22 protein-coding genes and 1 pseudogene are annotated in these 22942 nt (G+C 41.7%); 12 read left to right on the top strand and 11 right to left on the bottom strand.

Features of this window, described 5'->3' with window-relative positions; genetic code table 11:
- Nucleotides 1–22: 22 nt before the first annotated feature.
- Entirely contained in the window at nt 23–898 is an 876-nt protein-coding gene (locus tag HFD85_RS10035) for a creatininase family protein (protein ID WP_167608507.1), read from the top strand.
- Between the two features lie 97 nt (nt 899–995).
- Here HFD85_RS10035 and HFD85_RS10030 read toward each other — a convergent pair.
- The 4 genes and pseudogenes from HFD85_RS10030 to HFD85_RS10015 all read right to left on the bottom strand — a co-directional run.
- A pseudogene (locus HFD85_RS10030) lies at nt 996–1133 on the bottom strand (helix-turn-helix domain-containing protein); the annotation flags it as partial.
- Between the two features lie 70 nt (nt 1134–1203).
- A complete protein-coding gene (locus HFD85_RS10025; RefSeq protein ID WP_167608501.1) occupies nt 1204–1761 on the bottom strand; it encodes a DUF2975 domain-containing protein in 558 nt (185 codons plus the stop codon).
- 24 nt (nt 1762–1785) lie between these two features.
- A complete protein-coding gene (locus HFD85_RS10020) occupies nt 1786–1992 on the bottom strand; it encodes a helix-turn-helix domain-containing protein (protein WP_167608498.1) in 207 nt (68 codons plus the stop codon).
- A 2-nt stretch (nt 1993–1994) separates the two neighbouring features.
- A complete protein-coding gene (locus HFD85_RS10015; protein WP_167608495.1) occupies nt 1995–2531 on the bottom strand; it encodes a DUF2975 domain-containing protein in 537 nt (178 codons plus the stop codon).
- Nucleotides 2532–2798: 267 nt separating this feature from the next.
- On the opposite strand from HFD85_RS10015, the gene HFD85_RS10010 reads away from it, so the two are divergent.
- From HFD85_RS10010 to HFD85_RS10000, 3 genes are all read left to right on the top strand, one after another.
- Nucleotides 2799–3095: a DMT family protein gene (locus tag HFD85_RS10010; protein WP_206081935.1), complete on the top strand. Its 297-nt coding sequence runs from the start codon at nt 2799–2801 to the stop codon at nt 3093–3095.
- Between the two features lie 109 nt (nt 3096–3204).
- On the top strand, nt 3205–4500 hold the full coding sequence (gene rimO / locus HFD85_RS10005) for a 30S ribosomal protein S12 methylthiotransferase RimO (RefSeq protein WP_167608492.1): 1296 nt from the start codon (nt 3205–3207) through the stop codon (nt 4498–4500).
- Between the two features lie 261 nt (nt 4501–4761).
- The gene (locus HFD85_RS10000) at nt 4762–6015 is read left to right on the top strand and encodes a T9SS type A sorting domain-containing protein (RefSeq protein WP_167608489.1); all 1254 of its coding nucleotides are present in this window, start codon (nt 4762–4764) and stop codon (nt 6013–6015) included.
- A gap of 239 nt (nt 6016–6254) precedes the next feature.
- Here the strand turns inward: HFD85_RS10000 and HFD85_RS09995 are convergent, their stop codons facing one another.
- On the bottom strand, nt 6255–6857 hold the full coding sequence (locus tag HFD85_RS09995) for a short chain dehydrogenase (protein WP_167608486.1): 603 nt from the start codon (nt 6855–6857) through the stop codon (nt 6255–6257).
- Nucleotides 6858–7015: 158 nt separating this feature from the next.
- Between HFD85_RS09995 and HFD85_RS09990 the strand changes: the two genes are divergently transcribed.
- The 3 genes from HFD85_RS09990 (at nt 7016) to HFD85_RS09980 (ending at nt 11155) form a co-directional block, all read left to right on the top strand.
- Nucleotides 7016–8056, top strand: coding sequence for a GMP reductase (locus tag HFD85_RS09990; RefSeq protein WP_167608483.1), 1041 nt, complete (start codon nt 7016–7018; stop codon nt 8054–8056).
- Between the two features lie 102 nt (nt 8057–8158).
- Nucleotides 8159–10060: a CocE/NonD family hydrolase gene (locus HFD85_RS09985; RefSeq protein ID WP_167608480.1), complete on the top strand. Its 1902-nt coding sequence runs from the start codon at nt 8159–8161 to the stop codon at nt 10058–10060.
- A 417-nt stretch (nt 10061–10477) separates the two neighbouring features.
- On the top strand, nt 10478–11155 hold the full coding sequence (locus HFD85_RS09980) for a hypothetical protein (protein ID WP_167608477.1): 678 nt from the start codon (nt 10478–10480) through the stop codon (nt 11153–11155).
- A gap of 148 nt (nt 11156–11303) precedes the next feature.
- Here HFD85_RS09980 and HFD85_RS09975 read toward each other — a convergent pair whose 3' ends face one another.
- From HFD85_RS09975 to HFD85_RS09950, 6 genes are all read right to left on the bottom strand, one after another.
- Nucleotides 11304–12947: a sodium ion-translocating decarboxylase subunit beta gene (locus tag HFD85_RS09975; protein ID WP_240925033.1), complete on the bottom strand. Its 1644-nt coding sequence runs from the start codon at nt 12945–12947 to the stop codon at nt 11304–11306.
- 13 nt (nt 12948–12960) lie between these two features.
- A complete protein-coding gene (locus HFD85_RS09970) occupies nt 12961–13386 on the bottom strand; it encodes a biotin/lipoyl-containing protein (protein WP_167608474.1) in 426 nt (141 codons plus the stop codon).
- 58 nt (nt 13387–13444) lie between these two features.
- Entirely contained in the window at nt 13445–13816 is a 372-nt protein-coding gene (locus tag HFD85_RS09965; RefSeq protein WP_167608471.1) for an OadG family protein, read from the bottom strand.
- Between the two features lie 9 nt (nt 13817–13825).
- A complete protein-coding gene (locus HFD85_RS09960; protein WP_167608468.1) occupies nt 13826–15385 on the bottom strand; it encodes an acyl-CoA carboxylase subunit beta in 1560 nt (519 codons plus the stop codon).
- A gap of 27 nt (nt 15386–15412) precedes the next feature.
- Complete coding sequence (gene mce / locus HFD85_RS09955; RefSeq protein ID WP_167608465.1) at nt 15413–15817, bottom strand: methylmalonyl-CoA epimerase; 405 nt, start codon at nt 15815–15817, stop codon at nt 15413–15415.
- A 209-nt stretch (nt 15818–16026) separates the two neighbouring features.
- On the bottom strand, nt 16027–17337 hold the full coding sequence (locus HFD85_RS09950) for an acetyl-CoA hydrolase/transferase family protein (protein ID WP_167608462.1): 1311 nt from the start codon (nt 17335–17337) through the stop codon (nt 16027–16029).
- Nucleotides 17338–17620: 283 nt separating this feature from the next.
- Between HFD85_RS09950 and HFD85_RS09945 the strand changes: the two genes are divergently transcribed.
- The 5 genes from HFD85_RS09945 (at nt 17621) to HFD85_RS09925 (ending at nt 22916) form a co-directional block, all read left to right on the top strand.
- Nucleotides 17621–18133, top strand: a complete 513-nt coding sequence (locus HFD85_RS09945) for a ferritin (protein WP_167608459.1) — start codon at nt 17621–17623, stop codon at nt 18131–18133.
- 137 nt (nt 18134–18270) lie between these two features.
- Entirely contained in the window at nt 18271–20460 is a 2190-nt protein-coding gene (locus tag HFD85_RS09940) for a RelA/SpoT family protein (protein WP_167608457.1), read from the top strand.
- Between the two features lie 7 nt (nt 20461–20467).
- Complete coding sequence (locus HFD85_RS09935) at nt 20468–21577, top strand: glycerate kinase (protein WP_167608454.1); 1110 nt, start codon at nt 20468–20470, stop codon at nt 21575–21577.
- 7 nt (nt 21578–21584) lie between these two features.
- A complete protein-coding gene (locus HFD85_RS09930) occupies nt 21585–21863 on the top strand; it encodes a hypothetical protein (protein WP_167608451.1) in 279 nt (92 codons plus the stop codon).
- Between the two features lie 204 nt (nt 21864–22067).
- A complete protein-coding gene (locus HFD85_RS09925; RefSeq protein WP_167608447.1) occupies nt 22068–22916 on the top strand; it encodes a tetratricopeptide repeat protein in 849 nt (282 codons plus the stop codon).
- Nucleotides 22917–22942: the final 26 nt, after the last annotated feature.

Raw genomic sequence — 22942 nt, 5'->3', positions numbered from 1 at the left:
GTTTAACTAAAACCTAATTTCAATGCAAAAACTAATTCAACTTTTCCTTTTGCTACTTTCATTTTCGTTGTCGGCACAGGAGCTGCCTTATCGTTTGGAAGAACTTACCGCACCCGATTTTGCTAAGGCTGTTGAAAAAAGTTCTAAAACCTGCATTATACCAATAGGCGTATTGGAAAAGCATGGGCCGCACCTGCCACTTGGTACCGATTTGTATATGGCTCGCGAGTATGCCCTTCGTGCTGCCGAACAGGAGTATACGGTTGTTTTCCCGTGGTATTATTTTAGCCAGATTAACGAAGCCCGGCATCAGCCCGGAACGATTTCCTATTCGCCTGAACTGATCTGGCTTATGTTACAGGAAACGCTGGACGAACTCAGTCGAAACGGTTTCGAGAAGATCATCATCGTAAACGGTCACGGTGGCAATAACGCTTTTCTGAACTTTTTCGGAATGGCACAATTGTCGGAACGGCGTAATTATGCTTTGTACTGGTTCAGGCCCGAAGATAATCGAGAAGTGAACGAAAAAGCTGAAGCGTTGACACAGGATGATAAATATGACTCGCATGCGGGAAACAGCGAAACCTCGGAAATGGCTGCTGCACAGCCAACTTTGGTGCATATCGACCGGGCCGGACAACAGTCGGGTGTTGATCAGAATCGGATGAATAAACTAAAATACGTTTACACCGGAATTTGGTGGTATGCCAGTTATCCTAACCATTATGGCGGCGACGGTTCGAAGGCCAATGCCGAAGCAGGTGAACTCTTAATCAACGAAACGGTAAGTCAATTGATTGAGATGATTCGCCTGGTAAAAGCTGATACTGTTGTTCCTGAACTGCAGAAACAGTTTTTTGAACAAACTAAGAATCCTTTAAAAACGAAACAATAGTTGGAGTTGCAAGCTGCAGGCTTCAAGCTTCCAGAAAGAGAGGGATGACATCTTTTAAAAAGATGTCATCCCTTTTCATTTTGTTACTGCCTCTTATTTAATCAGCTGAATATTCCGGGATATCTCCCGGCTGGCCATCCAGCGCTTCACAAATGGCTTCCAGTGTGCTGAAACGAATGGCTTTGGCTTTTCCTGTTTTCAATATCGAAAGCTTGCCCAATGTATATTCATTTTCTTCGGAAAGTTTTCTGAGTAAATCCTGGTGACGGCAATTTGTAACTCAAAATGAATTTTATTGCCGTGATTTAAATCGTCAATTCGTTTTCGTTTTGCATTTCAATGCCGCTTTTCATAACCTGCCCGATAACAAAAAGTATAATTGCCATAAAAATCCATACATCAGCTCCGGAGAGATGCAAGGCCTTCAGGTCAGCTTTTTGTGCTCCCTGGGTAGTAAGCCATACCGAATATTTCATTCCAAAATAGGAGAACAAACCGATACCAAAAGAAAGACTGGACAAATTGATAATGAAATTTTTCAACTCAATATTAAACGGGCGTGTTATGTTCAGCTGTTTATCTGTAAATAATTTCACGATTAAGTAAAATAATATTGCCTTCAAAACCGATACAATGATCATTATGAGTGCAATAGCAAAGAAATGTCCATGATCGAACTGGTAAAGATCGGTGAGGTATGCGGTTTCGTCCCAAAAATTGAAGGCGACTGATGGCTTTCTGAAGAATATAATGACGGTATTGACAACAATTCCTCCGGCTTCGATACATAAACCGATAAAAATTATCCATGAAAGTATTTGCAGCACTTTCAGAATTTGCTTTGTTGTAATTTTAATTTCCATATGAATAATCTGTATTGAGCGTTTTTAATCTTTCGAAAATTCCAGTATATCTCCGGGCTGGCAATCCAGCGCTTCGCAAATTGCTTCCAACGTACTAAACCGAACGGCTTTGGCTTTTCCCGTTTTCAAAATCGAAAGATTGGCCAGTGTGATGTTCACTTTTTCTGATAGCTCGTTCAACGACATTTTGCGCCGGGCCATCATTACATCAAGATTTACAATTATTGCCATGGTTAAACGGTTAAATCGTTTTCAGACTGAATCTCTACGCCGCGTTTAAAAATTTGAGAGATGACAAATACAAGTCCGGCCATAAAAAGAAAGGGCCCTTTATTCCATGAGTCATTAAGAGTCCCTGCTTTTTCGCCCAGCCAGGCAATAAAACCACCGCCGGTTACGGATAATACCCATATTGTAAAAAGTGAATAACTAATGTATTCAAGTTGATGCACCACCTCTATAGAAAAAGGATTATCGATTTTTATTTTATCGATGATTTTAGCGACCATCCACCATACAATGGCTTTCAAAAGCGCCATGATAAATGAGAAAGCCATTAAAATTGTGTAAAGACCGGAATTTTCTTGTCTCAATTGTAACAGGTTGGGGTCCTCTTTAATATCAAATATATTTATTGAATTCCAGAAACCAGAAATGTATGAAGACAGAAAAAGAACAGCTGATACTGCAAAGCCAAAAAAGGCAACCCATGCAAGAATTTTTAGAACCGTAAGAATTTGTTCTGTACGTGTACTTACTTTCATTTCCATATTTGAATGATTATATAGTCATTGCAAATAAAATATAAAATTATCGAAAAACAATAAATAAAGTATGAAAATCAATAATTAATTATTCTTAATCGAATTTTGAGGTTAACTATTTTTTCAATCATGAAATTTGTAATCAGGCGATGATAACGGATGATTCTTTTCGATAGTTTTGCGAAGATTTTTTTACAAATTATGAAAGGTATATCAACCGTTGTGTTGTTGGTTCTTTCCAACACTTTTATGACTTTTGCCTAGTACGGGCATTTGAAATTTGCTGAACTGAAATGGTTCAATAAACTCGGGCTGATTTCTATCGTTTTGATAAGTTGGGGAATTGCCCTTTTCGAATATTTTTTCCAGGTTCCGGCCAACCGTTTGGGCTACAAAGAAAATGGAGGGCCGTTTTCGCTCATCGAATTAAAAGTTTTGCAGGAAGCAATAACACTTATTGTGTTTACCATATTTACAATCGTGCTGTTCAAAACCGAAAGTTTTCGCTGGAACCATATTATTGGATTTACTTTTCTGGTGCTGGCCGTGTACTTCATTTTCAAGAAATGATCAGACTTGTTACTTAATTACTGATACCCAGTACTCAGAACTCACGACTATCTACCCGATACTTTTTATTCAGACAAAATTATCTTTACTTTGCACCAAATTTTTAGAAATGAGCAAGAAAAGGGTAAATGTAGTGACGATGGGCTGTTCGAAAAACCTGGTAGATTCCGAGGTTTTACTAAGCCAGCTGGAGAAGGGAAAGTTTGAGGTAATGCACGATTCGAATGAAACCGATTTTGACGCGGTATTCATTAATACCTGTGGTTTTATCCACGATGCCAAGCAGGAATCGATTGATATGATCCTGGATTACGCTGAAGCTAAAAAACGCGGGAAGATCGACAAGCTTTATGTGATGGGCTGTTTGTCGGAAAGGTACCAGCATGAATTGGAAGATGAACTGCCGGAAGTGGACCGCTACTTTGGTAAATTCGATATGAAAGCCATGGTGGAAGAACTTAAAGTTACCTACCATCCCGAATACATTTACGAACGAAAAATTACCACGCCGTCGCACTTTGCTTACCTGAAAATTTCGGAAGGCTGCAACCGTTCGTGTTCGTTTTGTGCCATCCCGAAAATGACCGGGCGGCATAAATCGCGTACCATCGAAAGCCTGGTGATGGAAGCCCGCTACCTGGCTAAAAAAGGCGTGAAGGAAGTATTGCTTATCGCACAGGACCTTTCGTATTACGGAATAGATATTTACGGTAAAAACCGATTGGCCGAGTTGATCGAAAAGATCTCGGAAGTTGACGGCATTGAATGGATCAGGCTGCATTATTTATACCCTACCAAATTCCCAATGGATATTTTACCGGTGATGCGCGAAAATCCGAAGGTGTGTAAATACCTCGATATGCCGCTGCAACACATTGCCAATCCGGTACTGAAAAATATGTTGCGCCATGTTACCCGTGAAGAAACGGAGGCGCTGCTTGCTAAAATTCGTGAGGAAGTACCGGGTGTTGTAATTCGTACAACAATGCTGGTTGGTTTTCCGGGTGAAACCGAGGAAGACTTTGAGGAACTGAAAGAATTTATTGAAGAGCAGAAGTTCGGTCGTTTGGGTGTTTTTCCCTATTCGGAAGAAGACGGAACTTATGCAGCCGAAAAATACAAAGACCGTTTGGATCAGGAAACCAAACAAGAACGAGCCGACGAAATCATGGAAGTTCAGCAGTACATTTCAGCCGAACTGAATCAGCAAAAAATTGGGAAGGAATTTAAAGTGATTATCGACCGCGAAGAAGGCGACTTTTTTGTGGGCCGTACCGAATTTGATTCTCCTGAAGTGGATGGCGAAGTACTTATCACTTCTGAAAAGTCTTTAAAGAAAGGCGATTTCGTGACTGTTAAAGTCACCGGAGCCGAGGACTACGATTTGTATGGAGAATTGATTTAATATTAGAATTCACCGGGTGACTTAGGGTTGGAACGTAGAGTCACCCGCTGAATATTCTATTTGAAATTGAACTTCGAAAGAACCGTTCGGTATTTGAATTGTTAGATACCGAACGGTTTTCTGTTTTTTGGAGACTTCCTGGCCTGGTCGCTACAAATAATAATTTCTTAATTATTTTGAACAAAAGTTAAAACTGTGGTAGGGTAAAACTTTTTTTAAGCGGATAAGTAAATAGATACAAAAACTAAAAAATTACGTACCATGAAAAAGATTTTACCTTTCCTGATTGCAGGATTATTTTTTAGTTTTTTCCAACCTTCCACAGCCGCAACAGAAGATTGGCAGAATCTAAAAATTCAGAGCGCAAGCGCTTATGAAGCACACTTCCAGCCTAATTACTTCGTAATGGGCGAACAATATCAACTTGATTCGATGGTTCAGTTCCGATATTCCGGAAATGACTCATCTTACCAATACAAAGTTCAGTACAGAAATACCATAAACGGGAGCCAGACAATTAGAGAAGAGATTCAGTATCAGTGGCAAAATGGCTGGCGCGAAAAGGTAAAAAACGAGTACACCTATAATGGTCAGGGCGAACTTGTTAAAAGTGCTGTTTATAAGATGGACTCTATAACTGCTCAGTGGCAACAAACCATCAGGAATACGTTTGGCTATAAAAATGGCAAAAAGGACGACCATGTCATGGAGCAAAGAGACTCAGTTTCACATGCCTGGAAGAATGCTTTCAAGTATGAATATGCTTACAATAACAATGATTCAGTTGCTCAAAAATTATTGTATTGCTGGAACGAAAAAGCCGGTGATTGGAATTATTATTACAAATACGAGTATTCGTATAACACTCAAAATTGTCAGGATTCCTGTTGCCAGTACCAGTGGGACAGCGTGGCGAATCAGTGGGCCAAACAATTCAAATTTGAATACCAGTATAACGTTGACAATAAGCTTGAAAAACAATACCAGTTTTGTTACGATAGTGTGAAAAATCAATGGGATTCCTGCGCATGCCATTTGTATGAATATGCCAATGAGTATTTATTCAAACACGAATTTTGTACCTACGACAGTGTCAACAATGAATGGGATTACAACTGGAAACATGAATACGTGTATAATGGCGAAGGCCAGATAAAACAATTGCATCGCTACCAGCATTCAAGTTTAAAAAGTACCGCCACTGATTGGGTGCTCGACACAAAAGATTTTTATTATTATGCGAGCGGTGTAACGGGAATCGGGCTTGCAGCTGATCTTGTCGAACAACAAATCAGTATTTATCCAAATCCCGCTTCATCGCAGATTACGCTTGAAATGGGTGATGTTGAAAACTGCCGCTTACAAATATTTGATATAACCGGAAGGAATATTTACCAGAAACCGATACAGGCTCAGAAAACGGTAATTTCATTGAAACAATTCAATCCGGGCATTTATTTCTTTGTCATCGACAATGGAATAAGCAGGAAAGCGAATAAGGTAATAATCCAATAGTTTACAAAGTGTGAACATGGATTGAGGATTCGTAGTAGGTTGATAATTTGCCGGGTGACTTAAAGTTGATGCTCAAAGTCACCCGGCGTAATTTTGAAGTGTCAACTGGCTGAATTCAAAAAGAACCGTTCTGTGTATGAACTTTCATATACAGAACGGTTCTCTGTTTTCGATTAAGCTGTGGTGTCCAATCTCTGCTGAAGATTAAAGCATTTCCGCATTTAATCATTCTTGCATTGTTAGTACACACGTATAATTTCTCCGGTTCGCAATCCTTCAACACTTCTAACATATCCGGCAGCTACTTTGTCCATCGGTACCGGTGTGTGTCCGGGGAAAGCATCACCCAGTCGTTCTGCAGAATCCTCCACCAAACCCGGTGCAACCGCATTCAGACGCAACCCATTTTTTAGTTCCTGCGAAGCGGCACGCACAAAACCGTGGATGGCGTTGTTCACCATGGCTGAATTCGTGGCTCCCTTTACCGGATCGTCTGCTAAAATTCCGGTTGTCAATGTAAAGGAAGCTCCGGCTTTTACATACTCTTTACCGATGCGGACAAGGTTCACCTGGCCCATCAGTTTACTTTTAATGCCCACGTAGTAATCTTCCTCACTCAGGTCTTCAAAAGCTCCCCATTTGGCAGCTCCCACACACGAAACCACGGCATCCAGATCATCAAGCTGTTCGAACATATTCTTTATTGATTCCGCACTTTCGATATTTACAAGTACATCGCCGCCATTCCTGCCCGCGGTAATTACTTCGTGCTTTTTACTAAGATGTGCAGCCACCGTTTTTCCTATTGTTCCGCTGTTTCCTCCAACTACCAGTATTTTCATATCGATCTATGTTTTTACGTTGTTTTATACTCGCAAAGTAAAGGAATTAAAGCCGGTTTTGTTCAAACTTTTACAACTGGAAGATTGTCTTAGTGTTAGCTTGTTTAAAGATCGAAAGATTGTACTTTTAAGGTTGGTTTAAACTAAAACGATTCGAAATGAGAATAGAATACGAAGTAAAACTGGGATTTAAGGATGTGATGTTCAGACCAAAACGATCGACACTAAAAAGTCGTTCGATGGTAAGCCTGGAGCGGACTTTCAAGTTTATGCATACCGGAAAAAGTTGGACAGGAGTACCAATAATGGCGGCGAATATGGACACGGTAGGGACTTTTGAAATGGCGCTCGCATTGCAACAGCACCAGTTGTTCACGGCTATTCACAAACATTATTCTGTGGCGCAGTGGAACGACTTTTTGGAGCAGGCTCCCGAGGGCATCGAAAACTATATTGCACTGAGTACCGGCACAGGTGAAAACGATACTGAAAAAGTGGATGAATTGTTCAAGCGACATCCACGTTTGAAATTTTTGTGTATCGATGTGGCGAATGGCTATTCCGAGCATTTTGTGCATTACGTTCAGGCAACACGCGAGCGTCACCCCGATATTGTAATCATGGCCGGTAATGTGGTTACAGGTGAAATGGTGGAAGAATTGCTTTTGGCCGGTGCTGATATCATTAAAGTTGGAATCGGGCCGGGATCAGTGTGCACCACGCGTGTAAAAACCGGCGTTGGCTATCCGCAGCTTTCAGCAGTTATTGAATGTGCCGATGCTGCTCATGGTTTGGGCGGACAGATCATCAGCGATGGCGGATGCTCTACGCCGGGCGATGTATCCAAAGCATTTGGCGGTGGAGCCGATTTTGTGATGTTGGGTGGTATGTTTGCCGGGCACAACGAAAGTGGAGGCGATTTAATTGAAGTGGAAGGTAAAAGGTACCGTCAGTTCTACGGAATGAGTTCGGCAACGGCCATGGATAAACACGTTGGCGGTGTGGCCAATTACCGCGCCAGCGAAGGAAAAACAGTGCAGGTGCCATATCGTGGTCCGGTGGAAGAAACTGTGCTCGATATCCTGGGAGGAATCCGCAGCACCTGTACTTATGTTGGCGCTTCAACCTTAAAGGAACTAACCAAACGGACTACTTTTATTCGGGTTGAAGAACAGGAAAATCAGGTGTACAACGATTAATACGATAGTTTCATATATATTTGATACCGCCCGGTTTGAACCGGGCGGTTTTTTGTTTGTTTGGATTCATTGCTGTTTAATTCTAATATTATTACATCTTTTATGAAAAAACTCAAATTCCTGGCTGCAGGAATAATGCTGTTTATGGCATTCAGCAGCTTTGCTCAAAAAGCTGATTCTCTCTTTGTTGTGTCGCATTACGACAAGGCCGAACATTTTATTGAAATGCGCGACGGAGTTAAACTTTACACCATTGTTTACACGCCAAAAGATCATTCAAAAACGTATCCGATGCTGATGAACCGTACGTGTTACAATGTTCAGGGCTTCAACGATTTTAAACTTCGAACACCCAACCCGTACCTGATCGAGGCAGGTTATATTCTGGTTTACCAGGATGTTCGCGGGCGTTACATGTCGGAGGGAACGTTCGACAACATGCGCCCAAATATTCCGGGCAACAATCCCAAAAACAAAAAGGATATCGACGAAAGTTCGGATACCTACGACACGGTTGACTGGCTGATAAAGAATATTGAAAATAACAACGGCAGGGTGGGGATCTACGGAATTTCGTACCCGGGTTATTACAGTGCGGCTTCCTTGCCGAATGCACACCCGGCGTTAAAAGCGGTGTCGCCACAAGCCCCAATTGCCGATTTCTTTTTCGACGACTTCCATCATCATGGAGCATTTCTGCAGAGTTACCTGCCGGCTTTTGCCGTTTTTGGTTATCAAAAAGATTCGCTGACCAAAGAATCGTGGTTTGGCGAAAAGATGAAGCGTTTCTTTAGCCTGAACGTAGCAGATGGTTACGATTTTAACCTGGAACTGGGGCCTTTAAAAAATGCGACAAAACAATTTCATTACGATAATTTCTTTTGGAAACAGGTTACCGAACACCCGAACTACGATGAATTCTGGCAAAAGCGAAACCTGCTTCCTCATTTAAAAGACATAGGACCTGCAGTAATGACTGTTGGTGGCTGGTTCGATGCCGAAGACCTTTATGGTCCGCTTAACATTTACAAAACCATTCAACAGAACGATCCTTCGGCCAAAAGTACAATTGTTATGGGGCCGTGGACCCACGGTGGCTGGGCGCGCGAACCCGGCAAACAAACCGTTAACCACATTTACTTCGGCGACAGCATTTCAACCTTCTTTCAGAAAAATATGGAGAAAGTATTTTTTGATTATTACTTAAAGGATGAGGGTACAATGAACCTGCCGGAAGCCTATGTTTATGATACCGGAATTAAAGAATGGAAACAATATGCCGAGTGGCCGCCTAAAGATGTGAAGCCGATAACTTTTACTTTCAGAGAAGACGGAAAACTATTGATGGACCAGCCGGTTAATCCAAAGGCTGAGTTCGATTATGTGAGTGATCCAATGAAGCCGGTACCTTACCGCTCAGTTACCGAAGGCTTGACGTTTACGCCACGAAATTTCATTACCGACGATCAGCGCCAGGCGTCGCGCCGTCCCGATGTACTGGCGTTTAAAACCGATGTGCTGGATGAGGATGTGACCATTGCCGGTGAAATACTTGCCAGTCTGGTTGTTTCGATGACCGGCACCGATGCCGACTTCATTGTAAAACTGATTGATGTTTATCCACAGGACCACGAAGAATACGAACACAATCCACGAGACATAAAAATGGGTGGTTACCAGCAGTTGGTACGTCACGAGGTGTTCCGCGGACGTTTCAGAAACAGTTACGAGCATCCTGAAGCTTTTGAGCCGGGAGTTCCTACCAATGTAACCGTGCCTTTGCAGGATATTTTACACACCTTTAAAAAGGGGCATCGCATCATGATTCAGATCCACAGTACCTGGTTTCCTTATATCGATCGTAATCCTCAAAAATACGTTGATAATATTTATGAGGCCAACGAAGAGGATTTTATCAAATCAACCATCACGGTTTACGGCAGTTCAACTGTAAAAGCCGGTGGCGATTTGCCGGTTATTGAATTCGAACCAACTGTAAATTAACACCTTTGATTAGGGCTAAACTTTTCCAAAGTTCCGATCTTTGGAGAAGTTTAGTTCTATGAACGATCTCATCAAAATAAATGTGGAGTGTCATTCGGGATTCAAGTCGAATGAATACCCTATAAACTTTTATTGGGATACCCTTCGTTTTGAAATAATTGAAATCCTCGATCGCTGGTACCAGGGAGAAAATAATCCTGATTTACCTGTATCAAATTACTTCAAAGTCCGCACTACTGATCATAAAATTTTCATTTTAAAGCATGAATTAGCAACGGATAGCTGGTTCTTATGGTTTCGGGGAGAAACAATGAATCTATGAATTCTGATAGATAACTCAAGTTAAACAATAACGTATACGAATTAGATTTTAGATTATCAGTGACCATAATTGTAGTAATTTAAGAATCGAATGTCATGATGATAAGGATTTTATACATTTTAATAATAATGTCTTTTAGTTCCTGTTCGTTAAATGCACAAGACGAATCTTTATTTACTGATTATTCTACAGTTCAGCCTTCATTTCATCATAAACGCGATTTTAGTATTTTCCTTTCCACAGCTTATCTATCGGCTAACCATCCCTACAATTCCACTCTTTCAGGAGGTCTAAAAATGCGAATGTTTTTGGGAGAGCGGTTTAGTTTCGATTCAGGATTCCTGATCGGGAAAGATCATGCTGAGTGGGGATGGGGCTTGCTTGGAATACCGATTTGGATGCTTGGCGCAGGATTTATATATGATGATGAAGGGTATTTTAATACAGGTTTAATCGAGATTTTGCTTGTGGGAGCGGTTATGCTTTTATCGGCCGAACATGTTGCCTATCACATCCCTGTTCATGATCAGCTGGAAATTTCACCCTATGTTAGTTTGCTTAGGATGAAAGAATTTTCGGATGTTGCCAACGCGGATATTACGGATGGTTATGTTGGAGCAACTTGTTTTGCCCTTGGAATAGAAGCAAATACTTATTTTAAAAAGTTTGTTGTTTCGCCTTACATTGATTACAACATAGCCTATTCAGGGGATTTCAGGGGTTTAAACTTTGGAATTAATTTGGGTTACTATATACCATCGAAACGAAGATGAGTCTATTTTATTAATCGTTTTATTGGCCATAGGATTACAATTAGCAAAATTTTTAGCCTGCCACGAGTAGGGTGGCGTGTAAATAAAAAAGGATTTCATCTGTCAACCGACTGATGAAATCCTTTTTTAATATGCAGCAAGCTGGTTTTTACATCAGGAAGCTTAACAGAATACCGGCAGCAACTGCTGAACCAATAACACCGGCAACGTTTGGTGCCATGGCATGCATCAGCAGGTGGTTAGTCGGGTCTTCCTTTAAGCCCATAGTTTGAACCACCCTTGCACTATCGGGAACCGCAGATACACCACTGGCGCCAATCATCGGGTTGATCTTGTTCTCCTTTTTCAGGAAAAGGTTCATGATTTTAGCACCTGCAACACCTCCGGCTGTAGCAATTACAAACGAAGCTGCACCCAGTGCGAAGATCTTGATTGATGACGGAGTAAGGAATACATCGGCCTGAGTTGATGCTCCAACGGTAATACCAAGAAGAATGGTAATTACGTCGATCAACGGATTGGCGGCGGTGTTGGCCAAACGTTTGGTAACACCCGATTCTTTCAGCAGGTTACCAAAGAACAACATACCGATAAGTGGCAGTGCCGAAGGCGCAATGTAAGCCGTTAAGATCAAGCCAACAATTGGGAACAATACCTTTTCGGTTTTTGAAACCGCGCGAGGAGGTTTCATCCTAATCAGTCGTTCACGTTTTGTAGTCATCAAACGGATTACCGGTGGTTGAATAACCGGAACCAGAGCCATGTACGAATACGCTGCAATGGCGATCGGTCCGATCAGGTTTTTCACCGTGGTTCCATCGGGCAGCAAGTTGATACCGTTGGCCAGTTTCGATGAAATAAAGATCGCTGTCGGGCCGTCGGCACCTCCGATAATTCCAATTGCACCAGCTTCCGGTGGCGCAAAACCAAGGAAGATCGCTCCCAGGAAGGTAAGGAAAATACCTACCTGTGCGGCAGCTCCCAGCAGCATCAGTTTCGGATTCGAGATCAGCGACGAGAAGTCGGTCATAGCGCCAATTCCCAAAAAGATAAGTGGGGGATACCAGCCCTGAACCACACCCTGGTACAGAATGTTCAATACCGAGCCAGGCTCGTAAACACCCAGTTTCAGGTTGAAATCAGTTACCTGAAACATCGGGATATTTCCGATCAGGATGCCAAATCCGATCGGGATCAGCAGCATCGGTTCGAAATCGTATTTAATGGCAAGGAAAAGGAAAACAAATCCTACGATCATCATAATGATGTTTCCCCACGAAACGTTGGCAAACCCCGAGAACTCGTAAAAGTTAAACAGACCTGCGATGGCTCCGTTGTAGTTTTTATAGCTTGATCCGTCGCCCCGTAAATGCCCGTCGCTGGCAAGTTGCAGCGTGCGGTTCGGCAGCTTCACCATATCGTTCGCAATTTTGTAATTGCTCTGAAGGTTAGGGTCAATGTTGGTATGTAAACTGGTTACCTGAACCCTGTTAAACTCCATGTTTATGGTGTTGCCATCAACCAGGTAACGACCGGTATAACGCTGTTTCGCCGAATCGAGGATAAACGTGCCGTTATCTTCAAACGTAATCGATTTAAAGCGTTTTACTGTTTTTGGTGTTTCTCCGGTGGCTTCATCGGCTTTATAAGTCGGAATCGGAACATATCCGTCGGAATAGTCGATCCACTTACCGTATGTAAGTTGCTCGCTGACTTTTTGAGTACCGCCGGCGGCAAAAGCCAGCTGGCTGGTAAAAATCAGCAGCAATAGTAGTTGAAATAATTTTCTCATAACGCTGTAAAGGTTAGCCGATTTCAATTAATACATCGTCCTGTAAAACACTATCGCCAACATTTACTTTAATGGCAGTAACTTCGCCGGCTTTTGTGGTTTGTACCTGGTTTTCCATTTTCATGGCTTCCATAACCATTATATTCTGGCCCTCAGTAACCACATCGCCAACTGTCACATTAATTTTCAGAATGGTACCCGGTAGCGGTGCTGTTACCTTGTGTGTTCCGGTAGATTCTGTTTTTTTGATCTGACCTTCTCCGGGCATTTTCTCAACCGGTTTCCTGATCAGTTTTGGTGTTTTCGAAGCTTTGATCTCGCTTTTTATCTCCACTTCGTATATGGTACCGTTTATATCCAGTTCTGCGATATTGTCTTCAATATCTTTTAAATGAACGTCGTAATCGTTACCTCTGATTGTGAATTTATATTTTTTCATTTTTGATATTTTTCAATAGTGAATTATCACTTTTAACTGTTTTGCTACCAACTCTATCTTACTTAGGCCAGTTTTGGTTTACGCTGTATATTTTTGAACTCCATGGCGAATATGCTTTGCGAACCTTTTTAATGGTCACAACATTACTTTCTTCGTCGTGTAATTCGTTAAAATATAAGTGAAGTGCCAAACTAATAGCGGCGGTTACGTTTCCTTCAACAACAAAATCGTCCTCGGTAACCACTTCCTGTTTTTTGCTTTTCCTTGTTTTTATTTTGTCTTTATGAAAGAGCCTGTTAATGAGTTTAGGCAATCGCAGAAAAACAATAACAAGTATGGTAAGAGCAAAAAACACTATGGTGAATCCAACAAGCGCTACTGTTATCCCAAATTCAACTGAATTAGCCAGCAATATAAATAATGCTTCCATAATCGTTTTTTATAATGGGATGTTAGAATGTTTCTTCGGCGGATTTACCAGTTTTTTGGTAGCCAGACTTTGTAAGCCGCGGATAATACGGAATCTGGTATTACGTGGCTCAATCACATCGTCGATATAACCAAAAGATGCAGCCATGTAAGGATTTGCAAATTTTTCGTTGTACTCTTCTTCATGGTTTGCAATAAATTTGGCACGTTCTTCGGCGTCTTCAATGTCGCGAAGTTTACGGCCGTGCAGTACTTCAACAGCACCGGCAGCACCCATCACAGCAATTTCGGCAGTTGGCCAGGCATAGTTCAGGTCGCCACGCAACTGTTTGCTCGACATTACATCGTGCGCACCACCGTATGATTTGCGAAGGGTAATCGTAATTTTAGGTATGGTTGCTTCACCATAAGCGAACATCAACTTCGCTCCATGTGTGATAATTCCACCATATTCCTGTTTACTTCCGGGTAAGAATCCGGGAACGTCAACTAAGGTAATGATTGGAATATTGAATGCATCGCAAAAACGTACAAATCGGGCTGCTTTAATCGATGCATTAATATCAAGCACTCCTGCCAGGTAGTTTGGCTGGTTGGCCACTATACCAACAGGTTGACCGTCGAATTTGGCAAAACCAACTACAATGTTTTTTGCGTAGTTACGGTGGATCTCCAAAAACTCGCCGTAGTCGGCAATGGTGTGGATCACATCTTTTACATCGTAAGGCTGGTTTGGATTCTCCGGAATGATTTCATTCAGATAATCGTCCAAACGATCGATCGGATCGGTGTTTTCTGTTACAATTGGATCTTCAAGGTTATTTTGAGGCAGGTAAGAGATCAGCTTACGAAGGATCATCAGACCTTCTTTTTCGTTCTCAACAAGGAACTGTGCCACACCTGATTTTGAAGCGTGAACTTTACCACCGCCAAGGTCTTCAACAGAAATATCCTCGCCGGTTACTGTTTTCACCACTTTTGGGCCGGTAACGAACATGTAAGAGTTCTGTTCGGTCATCATGATAAAATCGGTAAGGGCAGGCGAATACACCGCACCACCTGCACAAGGACCGAAAATGGCTGAGATCTGAGGAATTACTCCCGATGCCAGAATGTTACGCTCGAAAATTTCGGCATAACCCGCCAGCGAGTTCACTCCTTCCTGGATACGTGCACCACCTGAGTCGTTGATTCCGATAACCGGAGCGCCCACTTTCATAGCCATATCCATAACTTTGCAGATCTTCTGTGCAAAGGTTTCCGACAGCGAACCGCCAAATACGGTAAAATCCTGTGAGAATACATAAACAACACGTCCGTCGATGGTTCCGTGACCGGTAACCACGCCGTCGCCTAAAAACTTGGTTTTTTCCAAACCGAAGTTCGTACAACGATGCGTTACGAACATGTCGAATTCTTCGAAACTGCCTTCGTCGAGCAGCAGTTCGATGCGCTCGCGGGCAGTAAATTTCCCTTTTTTGTGTTGGGATTCAATGCGAGAGATACCTCCTCCAAGCTTGGCTTCGGCACGGAGGTCAATCAGTTTCTTAATTTTATCCTGGTTACTCATAAAAAATCGGTTGATTTGTTTCTTGGTCTATTCTTTTCCGCACAGTTCGGTTAAAACACCCAGGGTTGATTTGGGGTGAAGGAAACCGATGTTGAGGCCTTCGGCACCTTTTCTCGATTTTTGATCGATCAGGCGAATTCCTTTTTCGTCGAGTTCGGTCAGCGATTTGTTTACATCGTCAACTGCAAAGGCAAGGTGGTGAACACCCGGTCCCTTTTTCTCGATGAACTTGCCAATCGGTCCTTCCGGGTCGGTTGATTCGAGTAATTCGATTTTGGTGTCGCCAACCTGGAAAAAGGCGGTTTTTACTTTCTGGTCTGCTACTTCTTCAACGGCGTAGCATTTTAATCCCAGCATGTTCTCATAATAGGGAATGGCTTCGTCTAAACTGTTAACGGCAATTCCAATGTGCTCTATATGTGATATATTCATCTTATTTAGAATGTTTATAAAATGTTAATAGTCAAAAATTTATAGCATTAAAGGTACGGCTTTAAGTTCTTTGGGATCTTTTGAGCAGATAAAACCGTTCAAAAGGTTCGCCGAATTCAGAAATCCTTAATATTGAATTTTAAGCGCTTTGGTAAGCATGATTTTGGTCATAAAAAAAAGCAGACACAGGTCTGCTTTTCATATGTTTTTTAGTCCTGATCCCACACAAAATGGAAATGGGGACCAAATCTTTCAAATGCATTTTTATCCAGATTTTCCTGGTGATCGGGATGTGCAATCGAGATAAGTAATTTAGCCCTGTCCTGAAGTGTTCTTCCGTACAGGTTAACTGCACCAAATTCGGTAACTACCCAGTGAATATTAGCACGTGTACTTACAACACCTGCACCCGGAGTGAGGATTGGGGCAATTTTACTGATTCCTTTATTAGTAATGGAAGGCATAGCCAAAATAGGTTTTCCGCCTTTACTTAATGAAGCACCACGCAGGAAGTCGATCTGGCCTCCAACACCCGAGTAGTGAATGGTTCCGATTGAGTCGGCACATACCTGGCCTGTAATATCAATTTGCAGCGCAGAGTTAATCGCCGTTACTTTTGGGTTTTTGGCAATTTCCGAAACACGGTTGGTATATTTTACATCCTGCATGGCAACGCCCGGATTGTCATGGATAAAATCGTATAGATTTTTCGATCCCATCAGGAAGGTGGCCACCATTTTGCCTTTGTCGATTTTTTTGTTTTTACCGTTAACAACACCTTTGTCAACAAGAGGTAGAATACCGTCGGCAAACATTTCAGAGTGAACACCAAGGTCTTTGTGGTTACCCAACATGCTAAGTACAGCGTTTGGAATGGCTCCAATACCCATTTGCAGGGTTGCACCGTCTTCAACCAATTCGGCCACGTATCGGCCAATTTTGCGGTCGGTTTCCGAAATCGGCCCCGGAGCGGCAGCAACCAGTTCGCTGTCATCTTCTATAAAAAGGTCGATGTCGTTTATGTGGATCATGGCATCGCCAAATGCACGTGGTACATTCGGGTTGACGATAGCAATTGTTGTGTCGGCTTTTTCTACTGCGGCCAATGTTGCGTCAACCGATGTTCCTAACGAAACATATCCATGATTATCGGGAGGCGAAACCTGAATCATGGCTACATTTACTTTCAGGTAACCTTCACGGATGAGACGTTGGGTTTCTTGCAGGAAAACAGGAATGTAATCGGCATAACCGGCCTGTGTTTGTTTTCTTACGTTGTGACCAACAAAAAACGATTCAAGTTGGAAGATACCTTCAAGTTCAGGATCAGCATAAGGTGCCGGTCCTTCGGTGTGAATGTGCTGAATACGCACATTTCTGAACTCTTTGTTTTTACCTCTTTCAACAAGTGCATTAATAAGTGGGTGTGGAGTTACGGCCACACTATGAAGGTGTACCCTGTCGTTGGATTTAACAACTTTTACTGCTTCTGCAGCTGAAATGAATTTTATGTTCTTCATGCTTTATTGGATATTATAAAATCGGAAAATGGTTACGGTTGCCAAAGGTAAGAATTCTATTATTTTGGCCTGATTTCGAACATTATTTCGACTCGTTCGAATGTTTTTGTAAACTTAGTGTTAAAGAAGACTTTAAGGTATGAATTTGAATAATATAGCCGTTTTTGTCCGCTTACTTGAATTCTTATAAAGTATGTTAAGAATTGCTACTTACAGCTATATTCTATTTTCGTATATCTGGGCTTTTTCCTATTTTTAAACCAGAAACTAAAAACACGAAGAAATGCTTAAAGAAAAAATGTTGAATGCACTCAACGAGCAAATAAATGCCGAACAATATTCTGCTTTATTATATTTGGCCATGTCAGCCTGGTTTCACGATAAAGGGCTGCCCGGTTTTGCCAACTGGATGTACATTCAATACCAGGAAGAGATGACACACGCCAATAAATTGTTTACTTATGTGGTTGACCGTGGTGAAAAACCTGTTTTAAAAGCCATTGATCAAATGCCTGTGGAATGGGACGGTATAATCGAAATATACGAAGCAACTTTGCAACACGAGCAACATGTTACTTCGCTTATCGATGATTTGGTAGACGTTGCCATCGAAGTAAAAGACCATGCTACGCAGAGTTTCCTGCAGTGGTTTGTTGATGAGCAAGTGGAAGAAGAAGCTAATGTCACAGAGATTCTCGATAATCTGAAGCTCATTGACGGGCAAGGTAACGGTATTTTTATGATGGATCGTGAAATGCGTACCCGAACCTTTGTTGACGAAACAGTAACGAAATAGAGTATATTTTAGATTATATTTATAAAGAGGTTACTGTTTCAGTAGCCTCTTTTTTGTTTACATAATTTACAACTTCAGGCAAAACGAAGTAAAAAGACAATAAAAAGTTCTATGTTGCAACGCTAACATCCTAATTTATGCAGATACAACAGGAAATTCACAATCAATTCGAACAGCTCAAGGAATTCTGCCAACTGACCTGGGACGATGCGGCCATTTTAAAACTGGACAATGCATTTGAATTTGCATATAATATCCTTGGAGAACAAAAATTCTCGCATGGGGAGGTGATTCTCAGTCATTCGCTCGATGTGGCTTCTATCATTGCCATGGAAATCGGATTGGAGCCCGATTCTGTCATTACCGGGCTGTTGCACAATGTGCGTTACGAGCATTTGAAGGAAAAAGCATCGCCAAACGACATTAGCAATAAATTTGGAGAATATATATTCGCCATTCTCGAAGGGATGGCGAAAATCAATGCTTTAGGTACCGATACGATCGATCTGCATGCCGAAAATTACCGAAAACTTATGCTGGCGCTTGCCGGCGATGTGCGGGTAATTCTGATAAAAATTGCCGATCGCCTGCAGGTGATGCGCACCCTTCATCTTTACGAAGAAGCGAGGCGGACAAAGCTGCTAAACGAAACCTTGTATTTGTATGCTCCGCTGGCACACCGTTTGGGACTGTACAACATCAATTCAGAAATGCTCGATCTGAATCTGAAGTTTCAGAAACCGGAAGAATATAAATATATCGTCGATCGTTTAAAGGAAACCGAAACAGAACGTGCCAACTTTGTGGCCGAGTTTGTAAAACCTATCGAGGCCAAGCTAAAAAAGCGCGGTATTGAATTTTCGATGAAAGCGCGCACAAAATCCATTTCTTCCATTCATAATAAGATGAAGAATAAGAATGTGTCTTTTGATGAAGTACTGGATTTATTTGCCATTCGTGTCATTCTCGATTCGAAACCTGAAAACGAAAAAACCGATTGCTGGATGGTGTATTCGATTGTTACGGAAGAATACCAAACCAATCCGAATCGTTTGCGCGACTGGATTTCAATCCCGAAATCGAACGGCTACGAATCGTTGCATACCACGGTTATGGGACCACACCAGAAATGGGTCGAAATTCAGATCCGTACCAAGCGTATGGATGAGATTGCCGAAAAAGGACTGGCTGCGCACTGGAAATACAAAGGAGGAAAGTCTTCGGGTTTCGATGAATGGCTGACCGGTATTCGCGATGTGTTGGAGAATCCGGATATGAATGTGGTGGATTTTATCGATCATTTCCGGTCGAATGTGTACAGCGACGAGATCTTTGCTTTTACACCAAAGGGCGATTTGAAAAAGTTACCGCTTGGTGCCACCATGCTCGATTTTGCGTACGAGATCCACTCTAATTTGGGAGATACCTGTGTTGGCGGTCTGGTTAACGGAAAAAAAGTCAACCTGAAATACAAGCTCAAAAACGGCGATCATATTTCCATTGAAACATCGAACAACCAGAAACCGAAAATGGACTGGCTGGATTTTGCGGTTACTTCTAAAGCCCGAAACCGTATAAAAGCCAGTTTAAATGAAGAACGAAATTCGCAGGCGGCACAAGGTCGTGAGATTCTTGTAAGGAAATTTAAAAACTGGAAAATGGATCTGGGCGATGAAGCTATTCGTCAGATATTAAAACATTTTAATTTTAAACTGGCCGTCGATTTTTATTACGAAGTGGCCAGAGGTAAAATCGATCCGCTGGAAGTAAAAGCAATTTTTGCTGAAAAAGCGGAGGACGACAGTGCCAAAAAAACGATCGAAGAATTGCTGCCTACCCGGCAAACTAAAGAATTGTCGTACGACAGTGGCGAAGACTTTTTGCTGATCGATAACAACCTGAAAAATGTGAATTACACACTCGCTCAGTGCTGTAATCCTGTTTTTGGAGATAAGATTTTTGGGTTTGTGACCATCAAACAAGGTATTAAAATTCACCGCGAAAATTGCCCCAACGCTAAAGATATGACCGAGCGTTATCCGTACCGGGTAATTAAAGCGAAATGGAGAGAAACAAGTAGCAGAAATTCCTTCCTGACAACCCTGCATATTTCCGGTACAGATGAAATAGGGATTGTTAGTGATATTTCGCATATCATTTCCAAAGATGTAGGAAGCCACATGCGTTCGATAAATATTGAATCGGATAAAGGACATTTTGAAGGGAGAATGCAGATTTTTGTGAACAGCCTCGAACACCTCGAGTTTTTGATTCAGCGACTGCAAAACGTTAAAGGTATCACTTCTGTTACACGGGGTGACAAATAATAGATAGATGAAAATACTGATAGCACCAAATTCGATGAAAGGAAGCCTGAATGCTTTTGATTTTGCCGATACGGTTGAAGAGGCATTTCTGGCCTGTTCTTCCTATTTCGAGATCAGAAAACTACCGGTTGCTGATGGTGGAGATTTTACGGGAGAAGTTTTGGCCCGAAATTTTAATGCCCAAACTGTTAGTTTAAATGTTACAGGACCTTTGGGACAAACAGTAGCATCCAAATATGCCATCTCGGGAAAAAAGGCGATTATTGAAATGGCCGATGCATCGGGAATGAAGCTTGTGGCGATGTACGAATTAAATCCCATGATAGCATCCTCATTCGGTACAGGGCAGTTGATTTTGGATGCGATCAGCAAAGGATGCGAAGAAATTTTTCTGGCGATTGGTGGAAGCGCAACAGTTGATGGCGGAATGGGCCTGATGGAAGCGCTCGGATTTAAGTTTTTTGATAAAAACGGAACCGAATTAAGCGGTAATGGCCGCAATCTGGGAAAAGTCCATTCTATTGTAAAAAAGGAATTACCTGCACATCTGAAAATAAATATTGTTTGCGACGTTGATAATCCCTTGTTGGGAGTTAATGGGGCTGCAGCTGTTTTTGGCCCGCAAAAAGGAGCTGCGCCAGAAGACGTACAAGAACTTGAAAAAGGCCTGGAAAACTGGGCTACGGTTCTTGAAATGCATGCCGAAAGGACCTTGAGAGATATTCCGGGAATGGGCGCAGCCGGAGGAATTTCCTTGCCTCTGCTGACTTTTCTAAATGCAGAGATCGTCCCGGGAGCTGATTTTGTTCTGGAGCAACTTCAATTTTCGGAACAGGTAAAGTGGGCCGACCTGGTCATTACGGGCGAGGGAAAAATCGATAGTCAGACTTTAAACAACAAGGCACCTTTTGCCGTTGCTAAAGTTGCACGCCGGTTTAATAAACCGGTGATCGCTATTGGCGGTAAAGTAGAAGTAGAAGCTTCGGAAGCCTTCGATGGAATTTTTTCGCTTGTTAACGGACCGGTGAATCTTCAGGAGGCGATGCAAAACTCGCGACAGTTGCTTTTCAATTTTTCAAGCCAACTGGCTAAAACCATCAAATCATTACTTAGATAAAAAAGGAATGGATCAGAATAGACAGATAGAAGCAATTTTGCTTTTGCTTGAGAACGAGAAAGCTCAGGAGGCGAGTGAAGCGTTTTGCAATATTCAGCCTGAAAATACAACGCAGTATTTTTTGCTAAAAGCAAAAATTGAGCAAAAGTTTCAGAACTGGGGAGAAGCTATAAATGCTTTTAACAAAGTTTTAGAATTAGAACCAAATCACACAGAAGCTCAAAACAGCCTACATTTAATTCGAAATATTTTGAACTTCTGGAACCCGGAGATGTTTAATCCTTAGTACTTTGAATAAATTTCTCTTTTGATTGCAGTGAATTATTTTTTTCAAAATAGTGGTAAATACAAGTCTGAAAGATTAAATATGGCAGTATTCTATCTGACAGCTTTTTAGGTTTTTAAAAGAGAATTGTTATTTTTGGGACTCATCGAAAAATTTTGAAAAAAATTAAGAATATATATTATAGAAATTAAAGAAACCAAAAAAATGAAGAAAGTAGTATTGTTAGTCGTCGCAGTTTGTTTCACGGTATTTTCGTTTGCACAGGACGCGGCAGAAAAGATTAATCAGGCGAATGATGCCATGCAGGCAAAGGATTATGCAAAAGCATTGGAATTGTACGAATCAGCCATGTCGAATCTGGGTGATGTACAGGTTCCTGATGCCATTAATTTCAACATCGGATTAGCGGCTTATAACAGTGATAATTACGATAAAGCCATCACGTATTTTGATAAAGCGATTGCGGCTAAGGCAAACGTTGATAAAGCCTGGGAATACAAAGCCGGTGCTTATGGTAAAATGGATAAATATGCTGAGTCGATCGAGAGTTACGAAAAAGCTATTGAAGCAGCTCCTGCTGAAGCAGCCACACTTTCGTATAACGCCGGAATTGTAGCTTACAAAGGCGAAATGTATGAAAAAGCAATTGGCTTTTTTACCGCAGCGGTCAAAGGTAACTATAAAGGTTCTACCTCGCAGTATTACAAAGCAGTAGCTTATAATAAACTGAATAACGATGCAGCATACAAGGCTACATTAGAAGAGGGAGTACAGAAATTTGCTACAGACAAAAAGCTGACAAAAGCTTTGGCAAATGTTTATGTATCGGAAGGAAATGAGCTGTATAAAAAGGGTGCCGAAATTTTAAGTGCTGCCAATACAAAGGTAAACGACGGCGGCATGTCGACAGCTGATGAAGCTTATACTGCCGAAGTAGCCAAAGCAAAAAAAGAATTTGCTGCAGCGCTCGAAGTTCTTGAAAAAGCAGCTGGTTTGGATGCTACAAATGCCAACGCCAAAAAATTGATTGAAGCTTGTAAGGCAGCAATGTAAGAGAATATAACTATTTAAAAAGTATA

Origin of the sequence: Maribellus sediminis (genome assembly GCF_011799805.1) — a bacterium.
Taxonomy (GTDB): Bacteria; Bacteroidota; Bacteroidia; order Bacteroidales; family Prolixibacteraceae; genus Draconibacterium; species Draconibacterium sediminis_A.
The sequence above is the reverse complement of the archived record's forward strand: the minus strand, read 5'-3'. Positions and strand labels throughout refer to the sequence as shown.